The following is a 17,349-nucleotide window of genomic DNA, read 5'->3' as shown; positions in this document are numbered from 1 at the left end:
GGCTGTCGCCCGACACGGCGCCCAAATGCAAGACGGCCCGCCGGATCGCTCCGGCGGGCCTTTCGATTTTCTGCATTCGCGCGGCCGGTCAGCCGGCGGCGCGCCCGGCGCAGACGTCGAGAATGACCGCCGCCGCGCTGAAATCGCGGCGGCGCGAGGCTCGCAGTGCTGCCGCTTCCGGGTCCTGGCCCCATTGCTCGATGTTCCAGTCCTCGTCGATGAAGGCGGCGCCCCAGGCTGCATCGGCCGTCATCTCGCCCTCCATCAGCGCCAGCGCGAGCAGCGCCGAGCCGCTCAAGGTCGTCGCCACATGCAGCGCCGCCAGCGGCAGGGGAGCAAGCGGCGACAGCGCCTGCCGGATGCGGGCGAGCAGCGCCGCGTCCTGGCGCACCGGCATCACTCCCTCCGCCAGAACGAACCGCCCGCCGAACCGCGCTTCTGCCCAGCCGATCACCGGCCCCCAGGCGGCGTTCTGCCGTTCGATTAGCGTTTGCGGGCTGTCCGCCCGGTAGAACAGCAGGTCGTTGCCGACATAGGCGGTGACGTCGTCGGCGACTTCCCCCGCCCGGGCCGGCACCGCATCGATCGCGGCATTGGCAATGCGGGTCAGCGGCATGGTGGCCGGGTCGATCTCCTTGCCCTGCGCGGCCCATTCGGCGGCGATGCGGCGGGCGATCTCTTCCTCGGCAAGCGCAAGGAGATTGCGCCCCGTCGTCTTGACCGTTCGGCCGTCGAGATGGACGGCATGCAGGCCGTCCTCCTGCCGGACGATGCCGACCTCCTTGTAGAAGCGCTTCGGCAATTCGCGCCGCGACAGGGTCCTGGCGCGCTCGACCGGATCGGTGGTGCCGCCGGCCTCGATATCGCTCAACAGGTCGCGCATCAGGCAAGCTCCCTTTGTTCCGCGATGCCGGCCCAGCCGAGCATCTCGCCCAGCGCCGGCACGAGCTCGTCGAAGCGGTCGAGAATACGCGCCGCACCCGCCGCCGCCAGCCGGGCGCGCGGATGATAGCCCCACCCGACGCCGAGCCCGGCAACGCCGGCAGCGCGCGCCATCTCCATGTCGAAGCCGGTATCGCCGATCATCACGGTGCGCGCAGGCTCCGCCCCGGTCTCCGCCATCGCCTGCAGGATCATGCCCGGATGCGGCTTGGAGGGTGCCGTATCGGCCGTCTGGATGGTGACGAACCGCCCCTCCAGCCCGTGGCTCTGCTGCATGTGGCGGACGCCGCGCAGGGCCTTGCCGGTGGCGATGCCGAGCAGCACGTCGTCGCGGGCCGAAAGCGTGTCGAGCGCCTCGCGCGCGCCGGGATAGAGCGGGTCGTGGTCGAGCCCGGCGAGCCGGCGCGCCACCTTGGACTGGCGATAGGCCTCCGCCATCGCCGGCACCAGGTGATGGTGTCCCGGCTCGGCGAGCTGGCGGAACGCCACCTCCAGCGACAGGCCGACGATGGACAGGCCCGCCTCGCGCGAGGGCGGCGCGAGACCGACGGCCTCGAAGCCGACGGCAAGGCCATGCAGGATAGTCTCCTGGCTGTCGACCAGCGTGCCGTCGCAATCGAAGATCACCAGATACAGGGCCTATTCCTCCGGATCGTTGGTCTCGGGATCGTATTGCGCCGCATCGAAGCCGAGCAGGTTCCAGCTCTGCTGCATGTGCGGGGGCAGCGGCGCCGAGACGTCGATGGTGCCGCGCCCGGACGGGTGCGGAATGACGATGCGGCGGGCATGCAGATGCAGCTTGTTCTGGATGCCGCCGGGAAACTCCCAGTTCTCGATGTTGAAGTATTTCGGATCACCAAGGATCGGGTGATGGATATGGGCGGTGTGGGCGCGGAGCTGGTGCGTGCGCCCGGTGATCGGCCGCAGCGACACCCAGGAGACTTTCGGCCCGGCATTCTCCACCACCGAATAGAGCGAGACGGAATGCTGCGCCTCGTCCTCGCCGTGGCGGGCAACGCGCATGCGCTCCTCGCCCTCGTCACGCGCCAGATAGGTGGAGACGCGGCCCTGGCGCGGCTTCGGCACGCCGGCGACCAGCGCCCAGTAGATCTTGCGGGTCTGGCGGGCGCGGAAGGACTTGGCCATCTCCGAGGCCGCCTTGCGCGTCTTGGCGAGCAGGAGGATGCCGGAGGTCTCGCGGTCGAGCCGGTGGACGAGGCGGGGCTTTTCGCCCTTTGCGTCGCGGAACGCCTCGAGCATGCCGTCGAGATGACGGGTCAGGCCGGAACCGCCCTGCACGGCGAGGCCGGCCGGCTTGTTCAGCACCATCACCTCGCGGTCCTCGTAGAGGATCATTGCCTCCACCGCTTCGCGGTCGCCGGCCACCAGCTTGCGCGGATTCGGCTTGGCGTTGGCGCTGTCCTTCGCCGCCACATGGGCATCGACGGTGAGCGGCGGAATGCGCACCACCTGGCCGGTGCCGACGCGGGTGGAGGTTTCGGCCCGCTTGCCGTCGACCCGCACCTGGCCGGTGCGCAGCAGCTTCTGCAGATGGCCGTGGCCGAGGCCCGGATAGTGGGTCTTGAACCAGCGGTCGAGCCGCATGCCGGCCTCGTCCGAGGTGACGGTCTTCTGTTCGATGCCGGACATGTCGTTTCCCGTTGCGGGACGGGCCGCGCAGCGTTCGCAGCCGCTCGCCCCGCCCCTTTTCAAGCGCCCTACCTAATCCCGACGCTGCCTGAGGGCAAGCGAAGCATGAAGGTCGCCCCGCTCTCAACGCCCGTCCCATCCACCGGGCGGAGCGCGGCACAGTCAGCCGGCCATCAGCGTCCTCATCGCCAAGAGGCCGGCGACGAGGCCGGCGATCGACAGCGCCACGGAAAGCCCGCCATACAGCAGCGCCGTCGCCGCCTCGCCGCGCTCCCACAGGCTGACGGCGTCGAGCGAAAAGGCGGAGAAGGTGGTGAACCCGCCGAGAACGCCGGTCGCCAGGAAGAGACGAAGCGCATTGCTGCTCCCTTCCGGCCGGGCTGCCAGCCACCCCACCAGCAGCCCCATCGCCAGCGAGCCGAGAACATTGACCGCCAGCGTGCCGGCGGGAAAGCCGGGACCGAAGGTCCTGAGCGCCGCGAGATTGACGAGGTGACGGCCGGCGGCTCCCAGCCCGCCGCCCAGTGCCACCAGGAAGAGGTGAAACATTCCTAGAGCCCTTTCGACCAATTCGCAGTCAATTCTGCTTCTCGATTGGAGCGGCGATCCGGCGTCGAAACGGTCGCCGCGCGATGCCGTAGCATCGGGCAAGATCGGATCGGCGTAGGGCGCCCGCCAATCGGAAGCCCTGCGGGACGGGCGATTTTGCCCCAATTCCGGCGCAAAGCCCCTTGTCCGTATCCAGATACGGCCTGCGTGTCTTTGCTTGACCTTGTCACAAAATCGCTCCGTCAGAATGGCTCCGAATTGGCCGAAAGGGCTCTACCCCATGAAATTCGCCCAGAGCGGCGGCGCGGCGAACTCCACCACATTGCCGTCCGGGTCGTCGACATAAAGGCTGGTGCCGCCCGCCGGCCAGGTCACCTCGCTGCGAAGGGCAACGCCGCAGGCGGCAAGATGCGACCGCCACGGACCAAGCTGGTCGGCGGCGATGCGGAAGGCGAAGTGGCCCGGTCCCTCGCTGTGATGGCCGGGAATGACGCCGCCGTCGGTCACGGTATCCTCCGCGGTCTGCCCGCGCGCGAAGACCAGCAACGTCTCTCCGGGACCGGTGTCATAGGCATAGAGCCGGTCGGTCTCCAGCATGCGCTCCAGACCGACGACGCCGGCATAGAAGGCATGCGCCTTTTCGAGATCGTCGACATAGACGGCGGTTTCCAGAATGCCCTGTAGCGGCGGCGGTGTCGGCATGACGATTCCCTTTCAGTCTTATGCCGCCGCACCTTGCCTCAAAGCGGCAAGCCGAACCAGAGCGCGGCGATGCCGAGAAAGGCGAAGAAGCCGACCACGTCGGTCACGGTGGTGACGAACACGCTGGAGGCGATGGCCGGATCGACCCCGAGCTTCTCCAGCACCACGGGAATGAGCAACCCGGCCAGGCCGGCGAAAAACATGTTGATAATGATCGCCATGGCGATGACGAGGCCGAGGCCGCTGTTGCCCGACCAGAACGCCGCGCCGGAGCCCAGCAAAACGGCGAGCGTCATGCCGTTGAGCAGGGCGACGAGCACCTCGCGGCGCAGCACCCGCAGCATGTTGCGTTCGGTCAGCTCGCGGGTGGCGATGGCGCGCACCGCCACGGTCATCGCCTGGGTGCCGGCATTGCCGCCCATCGAGGCGACGATCGGCATCAGCACGGCGAGCGCCACCATCGCCTCGATCGGTCCCTCGAAGAGCGAGATCACCGAGGCCGCGAGGGCGGCCGTGCACAGGTTGACGAGCAGCCAGGTCAGGCGCGAGCGCGACGTCACGATGACGGTGTCCGAGATCTCCTCGTCGCCGAGACCGGCGAGGCCGCGCAGATCCTCCTCGGCCTCTTCCTGGATGACGTCGACGATGTCGTCGATCATCAGCATGCCGACCAGCCGCCCGGCATCGTCGACAGCCGGCGCCGAGACGAGGTTGTAGCGCTCGAAGGCACGCGCCACCTCCTCCCGGTCGTCGGTGGCGCGGAAGGTCTGCGGCTCCTCCGTCATGATGTCGGAGATCTTCGTCTCGCGCTTGGTGCGCAGGATCTTGTCGAGCGGTACCGAGCCGATCAGGCGGAACCCGGGGTCGACCACGAAGATCTCGTAGAACGTGTCCGGCAGATCCTCCGTCTCGCGCATGTGATCGATCGTCTGGCCGACGCTCCAGAACGCCGGCACCGCAATGAAATCCGTCTGCATCAGACGGCCGGCAGACTCCTCGGGATAATCGAGCGAGCGCTGCAACTGGATGCGGTCGGAATAGGGAAGCTGGTCGAGAATCGCCGCCTGGTCCTCGGCGTCGAGGTCTTCCAGGATGTAGACCGCATCGTCCGAATCGAGCTCGCCGATGCCTTCCGCCAGCGTGTCGTTGGGCAGTCCCTCGAGGATGCCGAGGCGGACGGCCTCGTCCAGCTCGGTCAAGGTGGCATAATCGAACTCGTCGCCAAGCAGGCGCACCAATGGCACCCGCTGGTCGGCCGGCAGCGATTCGATGAGGTCGGCGACATCCGCCTCGTGCAGGTCGCCGGCAAGGCCGATCAGCGCCGGCGCGTCCTGGGCGGCGATACCGGCTTCGATCAGCGCCAGGAAATCGGCATTGATGCGCCCGTCCTCGTCACGCACGGGAGGGATCTCGACGGTCTCGGGATTGTCGACATGGTCGCTCTCGGTCATGTCAGTGCCCCCCTTCTCGCCCTGCCGCGTGCTGCGCCCTGGCCGCCGGCAGAATGAAACTCCTCACCTTTCCCGAAGGAACGGCGTGCCAGACAGTCCTAACATGGGAAACGCCGCGCCGCTGCGCCGCAACAGCAGAATTCGCAGCCACAGACGGCAAAAATCAGGCAGGGCTTGTCTGTCCGTATGCATTTCCGAGCAAAAATAGACACAAAAAAACCCGGCAGGTTGCCGGGTTCTTTTTTTGGTGCGGTCGAGAAGACTCGAACTTCCACGGGTTTTACCCCACAGCGACCTCAACGCTGCGCGTCTACCAATTCCGCCACGACCGCTTGTCGTTCCCGCCACGCTCCATCGGCCCGGCGGAGCCCTCGTCTAGCAAATAGGTTTTTCCCGCGCAAGCGCTTTGCGAAGGGATATTCACAAAGGAAAGATACGTCGGCGCCGGCGAGAGAAATCAGAGCGCCCCGGTCATCCTGGCAGGGCGCGCCTCGGGCGGGCGCATCAGGACCTCGGTGATGGAAACGCCCACTCGCTCGCCCTGCAGCACGACCTGTCCGCGGGCGATGGGAATGTTGTTGGCGAGGATCTGGACATCGTCCTCCTCACGAGACATCAGCTCGATCACCGCGCCGCGGCCCATCCGCAGCAACTGGTGGATCGGCATCTCGGCCTTGCCGAGAACCACGGAGATCTCGATGGAAATATTATCGAACGTACCCATATGACCACCGGACCGATGACGCTTGGCAATCCCGTCAGCTTCATTCTATACGGGCCCGAACCGAACCCCCCAAGGCTGACCTTGGCCGGCGTCTGGTTAACAAACCCCTAACGGACTTGCAAAATGACAGAGCGCGCGGACCTCGCCGGTTCCTTCCTGTCCCCTGCCGGCTCGCCGCCCGTCGAATGGGCGGTGAGCGATGCTCCGATCGCCTATGAGGCTGCCCTGGAGGAGATGGAACGACGGGTCGCCGGCATCGCCGAGGGCACGCTGGCCGAGCGGGTCTGGCTGCTGGAACACCCCGCCCTCTACACCGCCGGCACCAGCGCCAAGCCGCAGGACCTGATCGCCCCCGACCGCTTCCCCGTCCACAAGACCGGGCGCGGCGGCCAGTTCACCTATCACGGTCCGGGCCAGCGGGTCGCCTATGTGATGCTCGACCTCAAGCGCCGCCGGCCGGACGTGCGCGCCTTCGTCGCCGCCATGGAGGACTGGGTGATCGGCACCTTGTGGGAGCATCATGTGCGCGGCGAACGGCGCGAGGACCGGGTCGGCGTATGGGTGCGGCGCCCCGACAAGGGCGCCACCCGCGAGGACAAGATCGCCGCCATCGGCATCCGCATGCGCAAGTGGGTGAGCTTTCACGGCCTGTCGCTCAATGTCGAGCCGGACCTGGAGCATTTCTCCGGCATCGTGCCTTGCGGCGTGACCGAACACGGCGTGACGAGCCTCGTCGATCTTGGCCTGCCGGTGACGCTCGAAGATGTCGACATCGTCCTGCGGCGCTGTTTCGAGGAGCGGTTCGGTCCGACGGTGACGGTTCCCGCCCCCTGATCGAACCGCCCGTGCCGCGCGGCCGCGTCAGGCACGACGCATTGGTACCGCGCCGCGCCGTTTCGGCGATTGCGCTTGCCGGCCGGCTGGCCTACCGATGCCGGCGACACTCCCCGGTGGCCCGCTCGGGTCGCCTCAGACCAGCGAGCCCGCCATGGACGCCATCCACCTCCAGGATCTTGCCTTCTATGCCTTTCACGGGCTGCACGAGGAGGAGGCGCGGCTCGGCCAGCGTTTCGTCGTCGACCTGACCTGCCGGCTCGACCTCACCGCGCCCTCGCTCAGCGACCGCTACGAGGAGACGGTCTGCTACGCGACGCTGACCCGCACCATCGAGAAGGTGGTGACCGGGTCCCGCTTCAAGCTGATCGAGCGGCTGGCCGGCGCCATTGCCGAGGCCGTGCTTGCGGCGGACGAGCGGATCCGGGAGGTCAGCGTGCGGGTGCACAAGCCCGGCGCGCCGCTGCCGATCGCCGCCGGCCGCGTCAGCGTCGAGATCACACGGACGCGGACAGCGGGCTGACATTCTCCGCAGCGACGGTCTCTCCCTCCTTCAGCGCCTTCTCCACCTCCGCCAGCAGGTCCGGCACCAGCTTGGGATCGGCCAGCAGCCGCCCGTCTTCCTCGCGCAGGATCGCCAGGAACACCTCCCGCCGAACAGCGGCAAGCGCCTGCGGGTCGACGCTGGTGATCGGCGCGGCGGCGCGGGTCGCCATGGTCATCAGCCGGTCGGCAGCGGACAGCCGGCCCCACAGATAGTCGTGCTCGCGCCAGCGCCGATTGAAGAAGGCGCCGAAGGCATTGAGGTTGTTGCCCTTGAGCTTCACCCCCTCGGGGCGCAACGAATGCGGGTCCGACGGGCTGATCCGGTCGATCAGGATCTCGTTGTACTCCGTGCTGGCGAGCCGGCGCAGCACCGGCAGCGTCACCAGGTCGTAGAAGGCGAAACCGATATAGGCGGCGACAAGCGGCAGGCGCAGCGGCGGCGGCAGGTAGCTGTAAGCCATCACCGAGAAGGCGTCGTCGCAAAGCCGGTCGAGATCGGCAAGACCCATGCGGCTCGCAAGATCCTCCAGCACCTGGCCGACCGTCTCGATGTCGCCCGGATCGGATGCGGCGAGCCGGGCGGCCGCCTCCGCCGTCTCGGCGCCATAGAAGCTGACAAGGCAGCGCTGGCCGAGATGATCGAGCTGCTCGTAGAGCGTGCTCTTGAGCTCGTCCATCTCTGCCGGACGCAGCTCCATTTCCGCCCCGGCGGCGCGATAGAGCCGGTTGAGCCGGCGGATCACGAAGCGCAGGCGGCGGACGCGGTAATCCACATCGAGGCCGCGCAGGAAGCGGATGATCGGCTGCGGCGTCGGACCTTCCACCCCCTCGTGCCCCAGCCCCGCCTCGGCATGCTGGCTGGCAAGCCAGGCCTCGATCCGGGTCTCGCAGTCGCGCGGGCTGACCACCGTACCGCCGACGGTGCCGGCCCGCGCCGTCGCCAGTTGCGCCAGAAGGTCGGAGATCCGCGCGACGACGCCCGCAAGCTTCAGCCGCTGATAGCCGTGATAGGCATAGCCGGCCGAGGCATGGGCGCGCTGGTTCGCCAGCATCCGGCAGCGGGTGAGTTCGGGAACCGTCATCGGCCGGTCGAGATCGGTCCGCAGGATCGAGCCGACCTCCCGCTCGACGACCGGCTCGGCGGCCGCGATCACTTCGCTCACCTGGCGGACGTCGCGATTGTAGTCCTGCACCTGCTCCAGCGCGTCGCCGATCGGCTCGTTGCGGGGAATATGGGCGAGCGAGGCAAGGATGACCCGGAAGAAGCCGGGGAGCGAGCCCTCCTCGGCCGCCACCTCACCACCCTGGCCGTTCGCTGCCGCATCAACCTCCTCGCGCCGGCCAAGCACATTGGCCAGCGGATCGACATAGACGATGCGCCGCACCACCTCGCGCGCCGCCGGCCGCCCGGCGATCGCCTCGATCACCGGCTGGAACGGCTTGTTCATCACCACGCTGCCATCGACCAGAATGCGGCTCTCGGGAGCCCCCTGCCCCTTGCCGAAGGCCCGGTGCAGGAAGATGCCGCGCAGCGGCCAGGTCTCGCCGCGCGCCTTCAGGACCCGGTCCATCTCACCGACCGTCATCGGCGGAAAGGCTCCGGGAAAGGCGGAGGTGGCGCGGGCCGAGAACACGAGATCGGGAATGCGCGCGTCGGTGAAGTCGGAAACGAGATTGCCGTTGCCCCGGCTGCTGGCGGAATAGCGCAGGATCAGCCGGTGCTCCGTCTCCTCCACCTCCACCGGATCGTCGATGGCGAAGCGGCGGCGGGCGCCATGGAAATCCGTGACGGTGACGAACAGGTCGAGCGACTGCCCCTGCGGGATCAAGGTCGGCGCGGCACCGGCTGACGTATCGGGGCGCATCCCCTTCGCGGCATCCAGCATCCAGCCGACATAGCGCTCGCCGGAAAAGGGCGGGGTGAACCAGCGTGCCTGCATGAACTGGCGCAGCTTGGTGCGCGTCTCCGGATCGCCGAGCTCGGATTTCAGCGCCATGCTGACCAGCCGGTCGAGCACGGGGGCGATGGAGCCCTTGAGATAGCGGCTGAGGCCGACCGGCTCGTTCGACAGCCGCATCACATCGGCATTTTCCAGCCACAGATCGCGGTGGCTGTCGAGCGACAGGTTGTGGGCGAGCGCCCGCGCCAGCATCACGCCGTTGACGCCGCCGGCCGACGCACCAGCGATGACATCGACGACGATGCGCAGGTCCAGCGCCGGCGCGAACAGCGCCAGAAACCGCTCATAGGCCTGCGCGCTGCCGCCCTGCCCGTCCACCGACGGCGGCGCGGGCACGCCGCCCCGCGCCTCCAGGCGGCGTGAGGCCCGCACCAGGTTCAAGAATTCCCGCGTAATGCCATGCATGTAAACGGCGAGGGAAACCCCGCCATAGAGCACCAGCGCCAGACGCAACTCGATCTGTTTCATGGACCGTCCCGGACAGACCCCGCTTCCATGCTCCGCCCGTTCGCCGCAAAGCGCAATGGGCAACCTCAGGAGCGCCCGCCGCGCTCCCGCCTCAGCTTGTCCCAATAGTCGAGGCGCTTGCGGATCTCGCGCTCGAAGCCCCGCTCCGGCGGATCGTAGAAGCGCTGGCGTCCCATCGCCTCGGGAAAATAGTCCTGTCCCGAGAAAGCGTCCTGCTGGTCGTGGTCATAGGCATAGCCCTCGCCATAGCCTTCCGACTTCATCAGCTTGGTCGGCGCGTTGAGGATGTGCTTGGGTGGCGGCAGCGAGCCATGCTGCTTGGCCGCGCGCATCGCCGCCTTGTAGGCGACATAGGCGCCGTTCGACTTCGGCGCCGTCGCCAGATAGACAACCGCCTGCGCCAGCGCCAGTTCGCCCTCCGGCGAGCCCAGCATATGATAGGCATCGCGCGCCGCATTGGCCTGGATCAGCGCATGGGGGTCGGCAAGGCCGATATCCTCCACCGCCATGCGGATCAGCCGCCGGGCCAGGAACATCGGATCCTCGCCGCCGTCCAGCATGCGGCAGAACCAGTAGAGCGCGGCATCGGGATCGGAGCCGCGCACGGATTTATGCAGCGCCGAGATCAGATTGTAGTGGCCGTCGCGCGACTTGTCGTAGACCGGCGCGCGACGCTGCACGAGTTCCTGCAGCCGCGTGGCATCGAAAACCTCCCCGCCGCGCGCGGCGCGCCAGACATCCTCGGCCAGCGTCAGCGCCGCTCGCCCGTCGCCATCGGCCATGCGCAGCAGCGCGGCGCGTGCGCCCTCGTCGAGCGGCAGCGGGCGCCCCTCCTCCGCCTCGGCACGGGCGAGCAGCTTCTCCAGCGCCTCGGCATCGAGCGTGCGGAAAGTGAGCACATGCGCCCGCGACAGCAACGCGGCGTTGAGCTCGAAGCTCGGATTTTCGGTGGTGGCGCCGACCAGCGTCACCGTTCCGTCCTCCATGACGGGCAGGAAACTGTCTTGCTGGGCGCGGTTGAAGCGGTGGATCTCGTCGACGAAGAGCAGCGTCGCCTTGCCCGTCAGCCGCGCGGCGCGCGCCGCCTCGAACACTTTCTTCAACTCGGCAACGCCGCTGAAGATCGCCGAGATCTGCTCGAAGCGCAGGTCCGTCGCCGCCGCCAGCAGCCGCGCCACCGTGGTCTTGCCGGTGCCGGGCGGTCCCCAGAAGATCAGCGAACCGAGCGTGCCGGTCTCCAGCATGCGAGTCAGCACGCCGTCCGGGCCGAGCAGGTGATCCTGCCCGACCACGTCGGAAAGCTGCGCCGGCCGCAGCCGATCGGCAAGCGGCCGCCGGGTCTGCGCGCCAAGTCCCGCGGACTGGAAAAGATCGCTCATCGCAGTGCTCTGCCTTCGCCTTTCGCCTCAGCCCCTGAGCGCTATCCTGAGCACCCGGCCGCCGCGCCGGATCTCCAGGCGCCACACGCCCGGATCGCTGCCGGCGATGCGCTGCAGCGTGCGGCTGGAGTCGATCTCCCGGCCGTTGATCGTCTGGATCACGTCCCCGATCTGCAGGCCGACACGGGCCGCCGGCGACCCCGGCGCGACCTTCGAGATGACGACGCCGGTGTCGAAGCCGTCGAGCCGCAGCTCCTCCGCCACCGCCGGCGACAGGTTCATCACCGTCGCGCCGGCGAAGGGCGAGTAATCCGAAATCTCGCGTTCATCGCGCGGGACGGTCTCGGGCGCTGCCTCCAACATCACCTCCAGCGTCACCCTGCCGCGCGGCCGCAGCACCGTGAACGTGGTCTTCGTCCCGAGCGCCCGGGTGGCGAAGCGGTAGCCGAAACTGTCCGGGTCCGTCACCTCGGCCTCGCCCACATGGGTGATCAGGTCGCCGACCTTCAGCCCTGCGCGCTCGGCCGGGCTCCCCGCGCCGACGACAGTGACCAGCACGCCGCTCGGCCGGTCGAGGCCAAGCGCCTCGGCGATCTCCGCGCTGACGCTCTGCAGGCTCGCCCCGAGCCAGGGACGCCGCACCTGACCGTCGCTTTCCGCCGCCTGCACGACGAACCGCACCATGTTGGAGGGAATGGCGAAGCCGATGCCGTTGGACCCGCCGGAGCGGGAGAAGATCGCCGTATTGATGCCGACGAGCCGCCCCTGCATGTCGACCAGCGCGCCGCCGGAATTGCCCGGATTGATCGCCGCATCCGTCTGGATGAAGAACTGGTAGTCGGTGATGCCCACCCGCGTGCGCGCGAGCGCCGAGACGATGCCCTGGGTAACGGTCTGGCCGACACCGAAGGGATTGCCGATGGCCAGCACCACGTCGCCAACTTCCAGCGTGTCGGAATCGGCGAACTCGATATGCGGGAAGCTCTGCGAGGCATCCCTCACCCGCAGGATCGCAAGGTCGGTGCGCTCGTCCTTGAGCACGATCTCGGCATCGAACTCGCGCCGGTCGGACAGCGCCACCCGCACCGCGTCCGCTTCGGCGATCACGTGGTTGTTGGTGACGATGATGCCGTCGGCGGAGACGATGACGCCGGAGCCGAGCGAGGACTGCACCCGCTCGCGCGGGCGCCCGAGATCCTGCCCCGGATCGCCGAAGAAGCGGCGGAAGAACGGATCGTCGAAGAACGGAGAGACCGGGCGGCTCTGCACCGTGCGGCTGGCATAGACGTTGACGACCGCGGGCGCGGCCTCGCGCACCACCGGCGCGAAGGACAGCCGCAGTTCGGCCGCATCGCGCGGGGCGACGCGCTCCTGCGCGAGCGGCGCCGACAGGCCGGAAGCGGCGACGAAGACAACGGTGGCAAGCACGGCGGACACACGGCCTGCAAGGGTGGAGACGGACATCCCAGGTATCCTCACCGATTGGGCGGCGCCGGGCATGGCCAAAGCGACTCACGCCCCGCCGGAGACTGTCGAGCCAAACCTAACAAAAAAGGCGACCCGAAGGCCGCCTTTCCGTCTCGTGTGCGAACGCGAAGGTTCGCTCGCGAAATCAAGCCGCGGCTTCGGCGCCCTCGGCGGCCTCGGTGCGCGCCCGGTCGACCGCGCCCTTGGCATCCACGTCGCGATCGACGAACTCGATCACCGCCATCGGCGCGTTGTCGCCATAGCGGAAACCGGCCTTCAGCACGCGGGTGTAGCCGCCATTGCGGCCCTTGTAGCGCTCGGCAAGCGTGTCGAACAGCTTGCGAACGAGGGCGACGTCACGGATCTGCGCGATCGCCTGACGGCGGGCATGCAGGTCGCCGCGCTTGCCCAGGGTGACGAGCTTTTCCACGATCGGCCGCAGTTCCTTGGCCTTCGGGAGGGTCGTCACGATCTGCTCATGCTCAATCAGCGATGCGGACATGTTGGCAAACATCGCCTTGCGATGGCTGGATGTCCGGTTGAGCTTGCGGCCGCGATTGCCGTGGCGCATGGCTCTCTCCTTTTTCTCTGGCGGTCACGTCTCTTGCGTGCCGCCGCCGGTCCCTTGGAAGACCGCGCTTGCGCGCGATCAGTACTGATGATCCTCGTAGCGCTTGGCGAGCTCGTCGATGTTCTCCGGCGGCCAGTTGGCCACGTCCATGCCGAGATGGAGACCCATCTGGGCGAGAACTTCCTTGATCTCGTTGAGCGACTTGCGGCCGAAGTTCGGCGTGCGCAGCATCTCCGCCTCGGTCTTCTGAATGAGATCGCCAATATACACGATATTGTCGTTCTTCAGGCAGTTGGCCGAACGCACCGACAGCTCCAGCTCGTCCACCTTCTTCAGAAGCGCCGGGTTGAACGCGAGTTCGGGGACGATGTCCTCCTTCACCTCGCGACGCGGCTCCTCGAAGTTGACGAAGATCGAGAGCTGGTCCTGCAGGATGCGCGCTGCGAATGCGACGGAATCCTCCGGAGACACCGAGCCGTCGGTCTCCACGGTCAAGGTCAGCTTGTCATAGTCGAGAACCTGGCCCTCGCGGGTGTTCTCGACCTTGTAGGAGACCTTCTTGACCGGGGAATAGAGGCTGTCGACCGGGATGAGCCCGATCGGCGCGTCTTCCGGACGGTTGCGCTCCGCCGGCACGTAGCCCTTGCCGGTGTTGACCGTGAACTCCATGCGGATCTCCGCGCCCTCGTCGAGGGTGCAAAGGACGAGATCGGGGTTGAGAACCTCGATGTCGCCGACCGTCTGGATGTCGCCAGCCGTCACCACGCCCGGACCCTGCTTGCGCACGACCATGCGCTTGGGGCCCTCGCCCTGCATGCGCAGCGCGATTTCCTTGATGTTGAGGACGATGTCGGTGACATCCTCCCGCACGCCCGGAATGGACGAGAACTCGTGCAGAACGCCGTCGATCTGCACCGCCGTCACCGCCGCGCCCTGGAGCGAGGACAGCAGCACGCGGCGCAGGGCATTGCCCAGCGTCAGACCGAAGCCACGCTCAAGCGGCTCGGCGACGACCGTGCCGACGACACGCGGGTCGTGGCCAGGCTTCACCTCGAGCTTGTTCGGCTTGATCAGTTCCTGCCAGTTTTTGTGAATGCTCAAGTCTTTTCCTCCGGCTGTCCCGCCGGCCTTGAGGGCCGGCCATGCTGTGCCATGGGAATGAACGATGTGCGGCTGAGCGTCAGACGCGGCGGCGCTTGCGCGGACGGCACCCGTTGTGCGGGATCGGCGTCACGTCGCGGATCGACGTCACCATGAAGCCGGCGGCCTGCAGGGCACGCAGCGCGGACTCGCGCCCCGAACCGGGACCGCGAACCTCGACCTCAAGGGTGCGCATGCCGTGCTCGGCCGCCTTGCGGGCAGCGTCCTCGGCCGCGACCTGGGCCGCGTACGGGGTCGACTTGCGCGAGCCCTTGAAGCCCATCGCACCGGCGGACGACCAGGAGATCGCATTGCCCTGTGCGTCGGTGATGGTGATCATCGTGTTGTTGAACGTGGAGTTCACATGCGCCACGCCGGAGGAAATGTTCTTTCGCTCGCGGCGGCGGACGCGCGTGGTGTCTTTAGCCATGTCTTTGTCCTTTGGTCGATCTCGTCACCGCCGTAGTTCGGCGGCTCCACCGGGCCTGATTGCCAGTGAGATTACTTCTTCTTACCGGCAATCGGCTTCGCCGGACCCTTGCGGGTACGGGCGTTCGTATGGGTACGCTGGCCGCGCACCGGAAGACCGCGACGATGGCGCAGGCCGCGATAGCAGCCGAGGTCCATCAGACGCTTGATGTTCATGGCCGTCTCGCGGCGCAGGTCGCCCTCGACGATGTAGTCGCGGTCGATCGTCTCGCGGATCGCGAGCACGTCGGCGTCCGACAGCTCGTTGACGCGACGCTCGGGCGCGATGTTCACCTTCTCGATGATCTCCTGCGCGAACTTCGAGCCGATGCCGTGAATGTACTGAAGCGCGATGACGACGCGCTTGTTGGTCGGGATGTTTACACCTGCGATACGGGCCACTGCCGTCTCCATGTTAATGGCGCGTCCCATCCCTGGAACGGCGCCGGGTTGTCCCCGCGTCCGGTGGAGCCCGGCCCTTGCGGGGGAAATGCACAAACGCATCCGTGCCGCGTGTGTCACGCGGCGCGGATGCAAGCGTTTGGCTGGAGCCGCGAGCCTTAGCCCGCCGCCGCCACGGCGTCAAGCGCGGAATCGATCTGCGCCGAGACGTCTTCGATCGGCTTCATGCCGTCGATGGCCACAAGTTGCCCGCGGCCGCGATAGTAGGGAGCCACCACCGCGGTGTCGCGGTTGTACGCCTCGAGCCGCTGCTTGAAGACGTCCGGATCGTCGTCCTTGCGCACCGGCTGTCCGGCGGCCCGTGCATCGTCCGCGCGCTTCATGATGCGGTCGACGAGGATCGACTGGTCGACCTCGAGCTCCAGCACCATGTCGAGCTTCAGCCCCTTGCCGGCCAGCATCTGGTCCAGCGCCTCGGCCTGGGCGACCGTGCGCGGAAACCCGTCGAGGATGAACCCCTTCTGCGCGTCGGCTTCCTCGATCCGGTCGGCGACGATGCCGATGACGATCTCGTCGGAGACCAGACCGCCGGCATCCATCACCGCCTTGGCCTGCAGCCCGACCGGCGTGCCGGCGGCAACCGCCGCCCTCAGCATGTCGCCGGTGGAGAGCTGCGGAATTCCGTACTTCTCGACCAGCCGTGCGGCCTGCGTTCCCTTGCCGGCACCCGGCGGCCCGAGAAAAATCAACCTCATCTGCGCTTCCCCCTGAGTTTCGCCTTCTTGACAAGGCCTTCGTACTGATGCGCGAGCAGATGGCCCTGGATCTGGGAAACCGTATCCATGGTCACGCTGACGATGATCAGCAGCGAGGTGCCTCCGAAGTAGAACGGAACGCCGGTCGCGGAAATGAGGAATTCGGGTAATAGACAGACCAGGACAATGTAGATGGCGCCGACCACGGTGATGCGAGTGAGCACATAGTCGATGTACTGGGCCGTCCGCTCGCCCGGACGGAAGCCCGGAATGAAGCCGCCATGCTTCTTCAGATTGTCGGCCGTGTCGGACGGGTTGAACACGATCGCGGTGTAGAAGAAGCAGAAGAACACGATCAGCGCCGCATAGAGCAGCATGTAGAGCGGCTGGCCATGGCCGAGCAGCGCGGTAATCCAGGTCAGCCAGCTCTCCGCGTCGCCAGTGGTGCCAAGGCCCGACAGGGTCGCGGGAACCAGCAGCAGCGACGAGGCGAAGATCGGCGGAATGACGCCGGCGGTGTTCAGCTTCAGCGGCAGGAACGAGGTGTTGCCCTCGAACATCCGGTTGCCGACATTGCGCTTCGGGTACTGGATCAAGAGCCGGCGCTGCGCCCGCTCCATGAACACGATCAGCGCGATCACGACGATCGACAGCAGGATGATGCCGATGATGATCGGGGTCGCGAGCGCGCCCTGGCGGCCGAGTTCGAGCGTCGAGGCGACCGCCGAGGGAAGACCCGCGACAATGCCCGCGAAGATGATCAGCGAAATGCCGTTGCCGATGCCGCGCGCAGTGATCTGCTCGCCGAGCCACATCAGGAACATGGTGCCGCCGACCAGGGTGATGACCGCCGAGGCACGGAAGAACCAGCCCGGATCCACCACCACATTGGTGGCGCTCTCAAGGCCGATGGCGATGCCATAGGCCTGGAAGGTCGCCAGCAGCACCGTGCCGTAACGGGTGTACTGGTTGATGACCTTGCGTCCCTGCTCGCCTTCCTTCTTCAACTGCTCCAGCGTCGGCACGACGGAGGTCAGAAGCTGAATGATGATCGAGGCGGAAATGTAGGGCATGATGCCGAGCGCGAGGATCGCCATGCGCTCCACGGCACCACCGGAAAACATATTGAACAGTCCGACGATGCCCTGCTGCGCCTGGCCGAAGGCCTGCGCGAACGCCTCCGGGTTGATTCCCGGAAGCGGCACGTAAGTGCCGAACCGATACACAAGAAGCGCACCCAGTGTGAACCAGATACGCTTCTTCAATTCCTCGGCTTTGGCGAAAGCTGAAAAATTCAGATTAGCCGCTAGCTGTTCGGCAGCAGATGCCATTCCGGGCTC

Annotated in this window: 18 protein-coding genes and 1 tRNA gene; 2 read left to right on the top strand and 17 right to left on the bottom strand. The window is 67.1% G+C overall.

Going from position 1 to position 17,349, the window contains the following annotated elements:
• Positions 1–88: 88 nt before the first annotated feature.
• The 8 genes from TSB10P1A_RS03375 to TSB10P1A_RS03340 form a co-directional block, all read right to left on the bottom strand.
• A complete protein-coding gene (locus TSB10P1A_RS03375) occupies positions 89–883 on the bottom strand; it encodes an ATP12 family chaperone protein (RefSeq protein WP_186386476.1) in 795 nt (264 codons plus the stop codon).
• Positions 883–1,578 carry an HAD-IA family hydrolase gene (locus TSB10P1A_RS03370; protein ID WP_186386523.1) on the bottom strand — a complete coding sequence of 232 codons (696 nt, stop codon included), beginning with the start codon at positions 1,576–1,578 and terminating at the stop codon, positions 883–885. The genes TSB10P1A_RS03375 and TSB10P1A_RS03370 overlap by 1 nt, the downstream gene beginning before the upstream one ends.
• A gap of 3 nt (positions 1,579–1,581) precedes the next feature.
• On the bottom strand, positions 1,582–2,592 hold the full coding sequence (locus TSB10P1A_RS03365; protein WP_186386475.1) for an RluA family pseudouridine synthase: 1,011 nt from the start codon (positions 2,590–2,592) through the stop codon (positions 1,582–1,584).
• A 162-nt stretch (positions 2,593–2,754) separates the two neighbouring features.
• Positions 2,755–3,141 carry a fluoride efflux transporter CrcB gene (gene crcB, locus TSB10P1A_RS03360; RefSeq protein WP_186386474.1) on the bottom strand — a complete coding sequence of 129 codons (387 nt, stop codon included), beginning with the start codon at positions 3,139–3,141 and terminating at the stop codon, positions 2,755–2,757.
• A 273-nt stretch (positions 3,142–3,414) separates the two neighbouring features.
• Positions 3,415–3,843 (bottom strand): VOC family protein, encoded by a 429-nt coding sequence (locus TSB10P1A_RS03355; protein WP_186386473.1) that lies wholly within the window; start codon positions 3,841–3,843, stop codon positions 3,415–3,417.
• A 38-nt stretch (positions 3,844–3,881) separates the two neighbouring features.
• Positions 3,882–5,294 carry a magnesium transporter gene (mgtE, locus tag TSB10P1A_RS03350; RefSeq protein WP_186386472.1) on the bottom strand — a complete coding sequence of 471 codons (1,413 nt, stop codon included), beginning with the start codon at positions 5,292–5,294 and terminating at the stop codon, positions 3,882–3,884.
• 245 nt (positions 5,295–5,539) lie between these two features.
• Positions 5,540–5,626 (bottom strand) — tRNA-Leu (locus TSB10P1A_RS03345).
• 125 nt (positions 5,627–5,751) lie between these two features.
• Positions 5,752–6,018, bottom strand: a complete 267-nt coding sequence (locus TSB10P1A_RS03340) for a FliM/FliN family flagellar motor switch protein (protein WP_186386471.1) — start codon at positions 6,016–6,018, stop codon at positions 5,752–5,754.
• A gap of 123 nt (positions 6,019–6,141) precedes the next feature.
• Here TSB10P1A_RS03340 and lipB point away from each other — a divergent pair, with 123 nt between their 5' ends.
• The gene (gene lipB, locus TSB10P1A_RS03335) at positions 6,142–6,852 is read left to right on the top strand and encodes a lipoyl(octanoyl) transferase LipB (RefSeq protein ID WP_186386470.1); all 711 of its coding nucleotides are present in this window, start codon (positions 6,142–6,144) and stop codon (positions 6,850–6,852) included.
• Between the two features lie 154 nt (positions 6,853–7,006).
• A complete protein-coding gene (gene folB / locus TSB10P1A_RS03330) occupies positions 7,007–7,375 on the top strand; it encodes a dihydroneopterin aldolase (protein ID WP_186386469.1) in 369 nt (122 codons plus the stop codon).
• On the opposite strand, the gene TSB10P1A_RS03325 is transcribed toward folB, so the two are convergent.
• The 9 genes from TSB10P1A_RS03325 to secY all read right to left on the bottom strand — a co-directional run bounded on the left by TSB10P1A_RS03325 (position 7,350) and on the right by secY (position 17,340).
• Positions 7,350–9,827, bottom strand: a complete 2,478-nt coding sequence (locus TSB10P1A_RS03325) for a patatin-like protein (protein WP_186386468.1) — start codon at positions 9,825–9,827, stop codon at positions 7,350–7,352. The genes folB and TSB10P1A_RS03325 overlap by 26 nt on opposite strands.
• Before the next feature lie 65 nt (positions 9,828–9,892).
• On the bottom strand, positions 9,893–11,206 hold the full coding sequence (locus TSB10P1A_RS03320; protein WP_186386467.1) for a replication-associated recombination protein A: 1,314 nt from the start codon (positions 11,204–11,206) through the stop codon (positions 9,893–9,895).
• 27 nt (positions 11,207–11,233) lie between these two features.
• Entirely contained in the window at positions 11,234–12,670 is a 1,437-nt protein-coding gene (locus tag TSB10P1A_RS03315; protein ID WP_186386466.1) for a DegQ family serine endoprotease, read from the bottom strand.
• 148 nt (positions 12,671–12,818) lie between these two features.
• Positions 12,819–13,244 (bottom strand): 50S ribosomal protein L17, encoded by a 426-nt coding sequence (gene rplQ, locus TSB10P1A_RS03310; RefSeq protein ID WP_186386465.1) that lies wholly within the window; start codon positions 13,242–13,244, stop codon positions 12,819–12,821.
• Between the two features lie 78 nt (positions 13,245–13,322).
• The gene (locus tag TSB10P1A_RS03305; RefSeq protein ID WP_186386464.1) at positions 13,323–14,345 is read right to left on the bottom strand and encodes a DNA-directed RNA polymerase subunit alpha; all 1,023 of its coding nucleotides are present in this window, start codon (positions 14,343–14,345) and stop codon (positions 13,323–13,325) included.
• Between the two features lie 79 nt (positions 14,346–14,424).
• Positions 14,425–14,814, bottom strand: a complete 390-nt coding sequence (gene rpsK / locus TSB10P1A_RS03300) for a 30S ribosomal protein S11 (RefSeq protein WP_067216467.1) — start codon at positions 14,812–14,814, stop codon at positions 14,425–14,427.
• A 71-nt stretch (positions 14,815–14,885) separates the two neighbouring features.
• Complete coding sequence (gene rpsM / locus TSB10P1A_RS03295; RefSeq protein WP_186386463.1) at positions 14,886–15,254, bottom strand: 30S ribosomal protein S13; 369 nt, start codon at positions 15,252–15,254, stop codon at positions 14,886–14,888.
• A 158-nt stretch (positions 15,255–15,412) separates the two neighbouring features.
• A complete protein-coding gene (locus TSB10P1A_RS03290; RefSeq protein ID WP_186386462.1) occupies positions 15,413–16,009 on the bottom strand; it encodes an adenylate kinase in 597 nt (198 codons plus the stop codon).
• Positions 16,006–17,340 carry a preprotein translocase subunit SecY gene (gene secY, locus TSB10P1A_RS03285; RefSeq protein WP_186386461.1) on the bottom strand — a complete coding sequence of 445 codons (1,335 nt, stop codon included), beginning with the start codon at positions 17,338–17,340 and terminating at the stop codon, positions 16,006–16,008. The genes TSB10P1A_RS03290 and secY overlap by 4 nt, the downstream gene beginning before the upstream one ends.
• Positions 17,341–17,349: the final 9 nt, after the last annotated feature.

This window comes from Stappia sp. TSB10P1A (assembly GCF_900185725.1).
In the GTDB taxonomy this organism is placed as follows: Bacteria; Pseudomonadota; Alphaproteobacteria; order Rhizobiales; family Stappiaceae; genus Stappia.
The sequence above is the reverse complement of the archived record's forward strand: the minus strand, read 5'-3'. Positions and strand labels throughout refer to the sequence as shown.

Coding starts and splice junctions, on each gene's coding strand:
- TSB10P1A_RS03325 (WP_186386468.1), bottom strand. CDS start 9,827: ATGAAACAGATCGAGTTGCGTCTGGCGCTGGTGCTCTATGGCGGGGTT.
- TSB10P1A_RS03290 (WP_186386462.1), bottom strand. CDS start 16,009: ATGAGGTTGATTTTTCTCGGGCCGCCGGGTGCCGGCAAGGGAACGCAG.
- TSB10P1A_RS03365 (WP_186386475.1), bottom strand. CDS start 2,592: ATGTCCGGCATCGAACAGAAGACCGTCACCTCGGACGAGGCCGGCATG.
- folB (WP_186386469.1), top strand. CDS start 7,007: ATGGACGCCATCCACCTCCAGGATCTTGCCTTCTATGCCTTTCACGGG.
- lipB (WP_186386470.1), top strand. CDS start 6,142: ATGACAGAGCGCGCGGACCTCGCCGGTTCCTTCCTGTCCCCTGCCGGC.
- TSB10P1A_RS03375 (WP_186386476.1), bottom strand. CDS start 883: ATGCGCGACCTGTTGAGCGATATCGAGGCCGGCGGCACCACCGATCCG.
- crcB (WP_186386474.1), bottom strand. CDS start 3,141: ATGTTTCACCTCTTCCTGGTGGCACTGGGCGGCGGGCTGGGAGCCGCC.
- TSB10P1A_RS03340 (WP_186386471.1), bottom strand. CDS start 6,018: ATGGGTACGTTCGATAATATTTCCATCGAGATCTCCGTGGTTCTCGGC.
- TSB10P1A_RS03355 (WP_186386473.1), bottom strand. CDS start 3,843: ATGCCGACACCGCCGCCGCTACAGGGCATTCTGGAAACCGCCGTCTAT.
- TSB10P1A_RS03320 (WP_186386467.1), bottom strand. CDS start 11,206: ATGAGCGATCTTTTCCAGTCCGCGGGACTTGGCGCGCAGACCCGGCGG.
- rplQ (WP_186386465.1), bottom strand. CDS start 13,244: ATGCGCCACGGCAATCGCGGCCGCAAGCTCAACCGGACATCCAGCCAT.
- mgtE (WP_186386472.1), bottom strand. CDS start 5,294: ATGACCGAGAGCGACCATGTCGACAATCCCGAGACCGTCGAGATCCCT.
- TSB10P1A_RS03315 (WP_186386466.1), bottom strand. CDS start 12,670: ATGTCCGTCTCCACCCTTGCAGGCCGTGTGTCCGCCGTGCTTGCCACC.
- rpsK (WP_067216467.1), bottom strand. CDS start 14,814: ATGGCTAAAGACACCACGCGCGTCCGCCGCCGCGAGCGAAAGAACATT.
- secY (WP_186386461.1), bottom strand. CDS start 17,340: ATGGCATCTGCTGCCGAACAGCTAGCGGCTAATCTGAATTTTTCAGCT.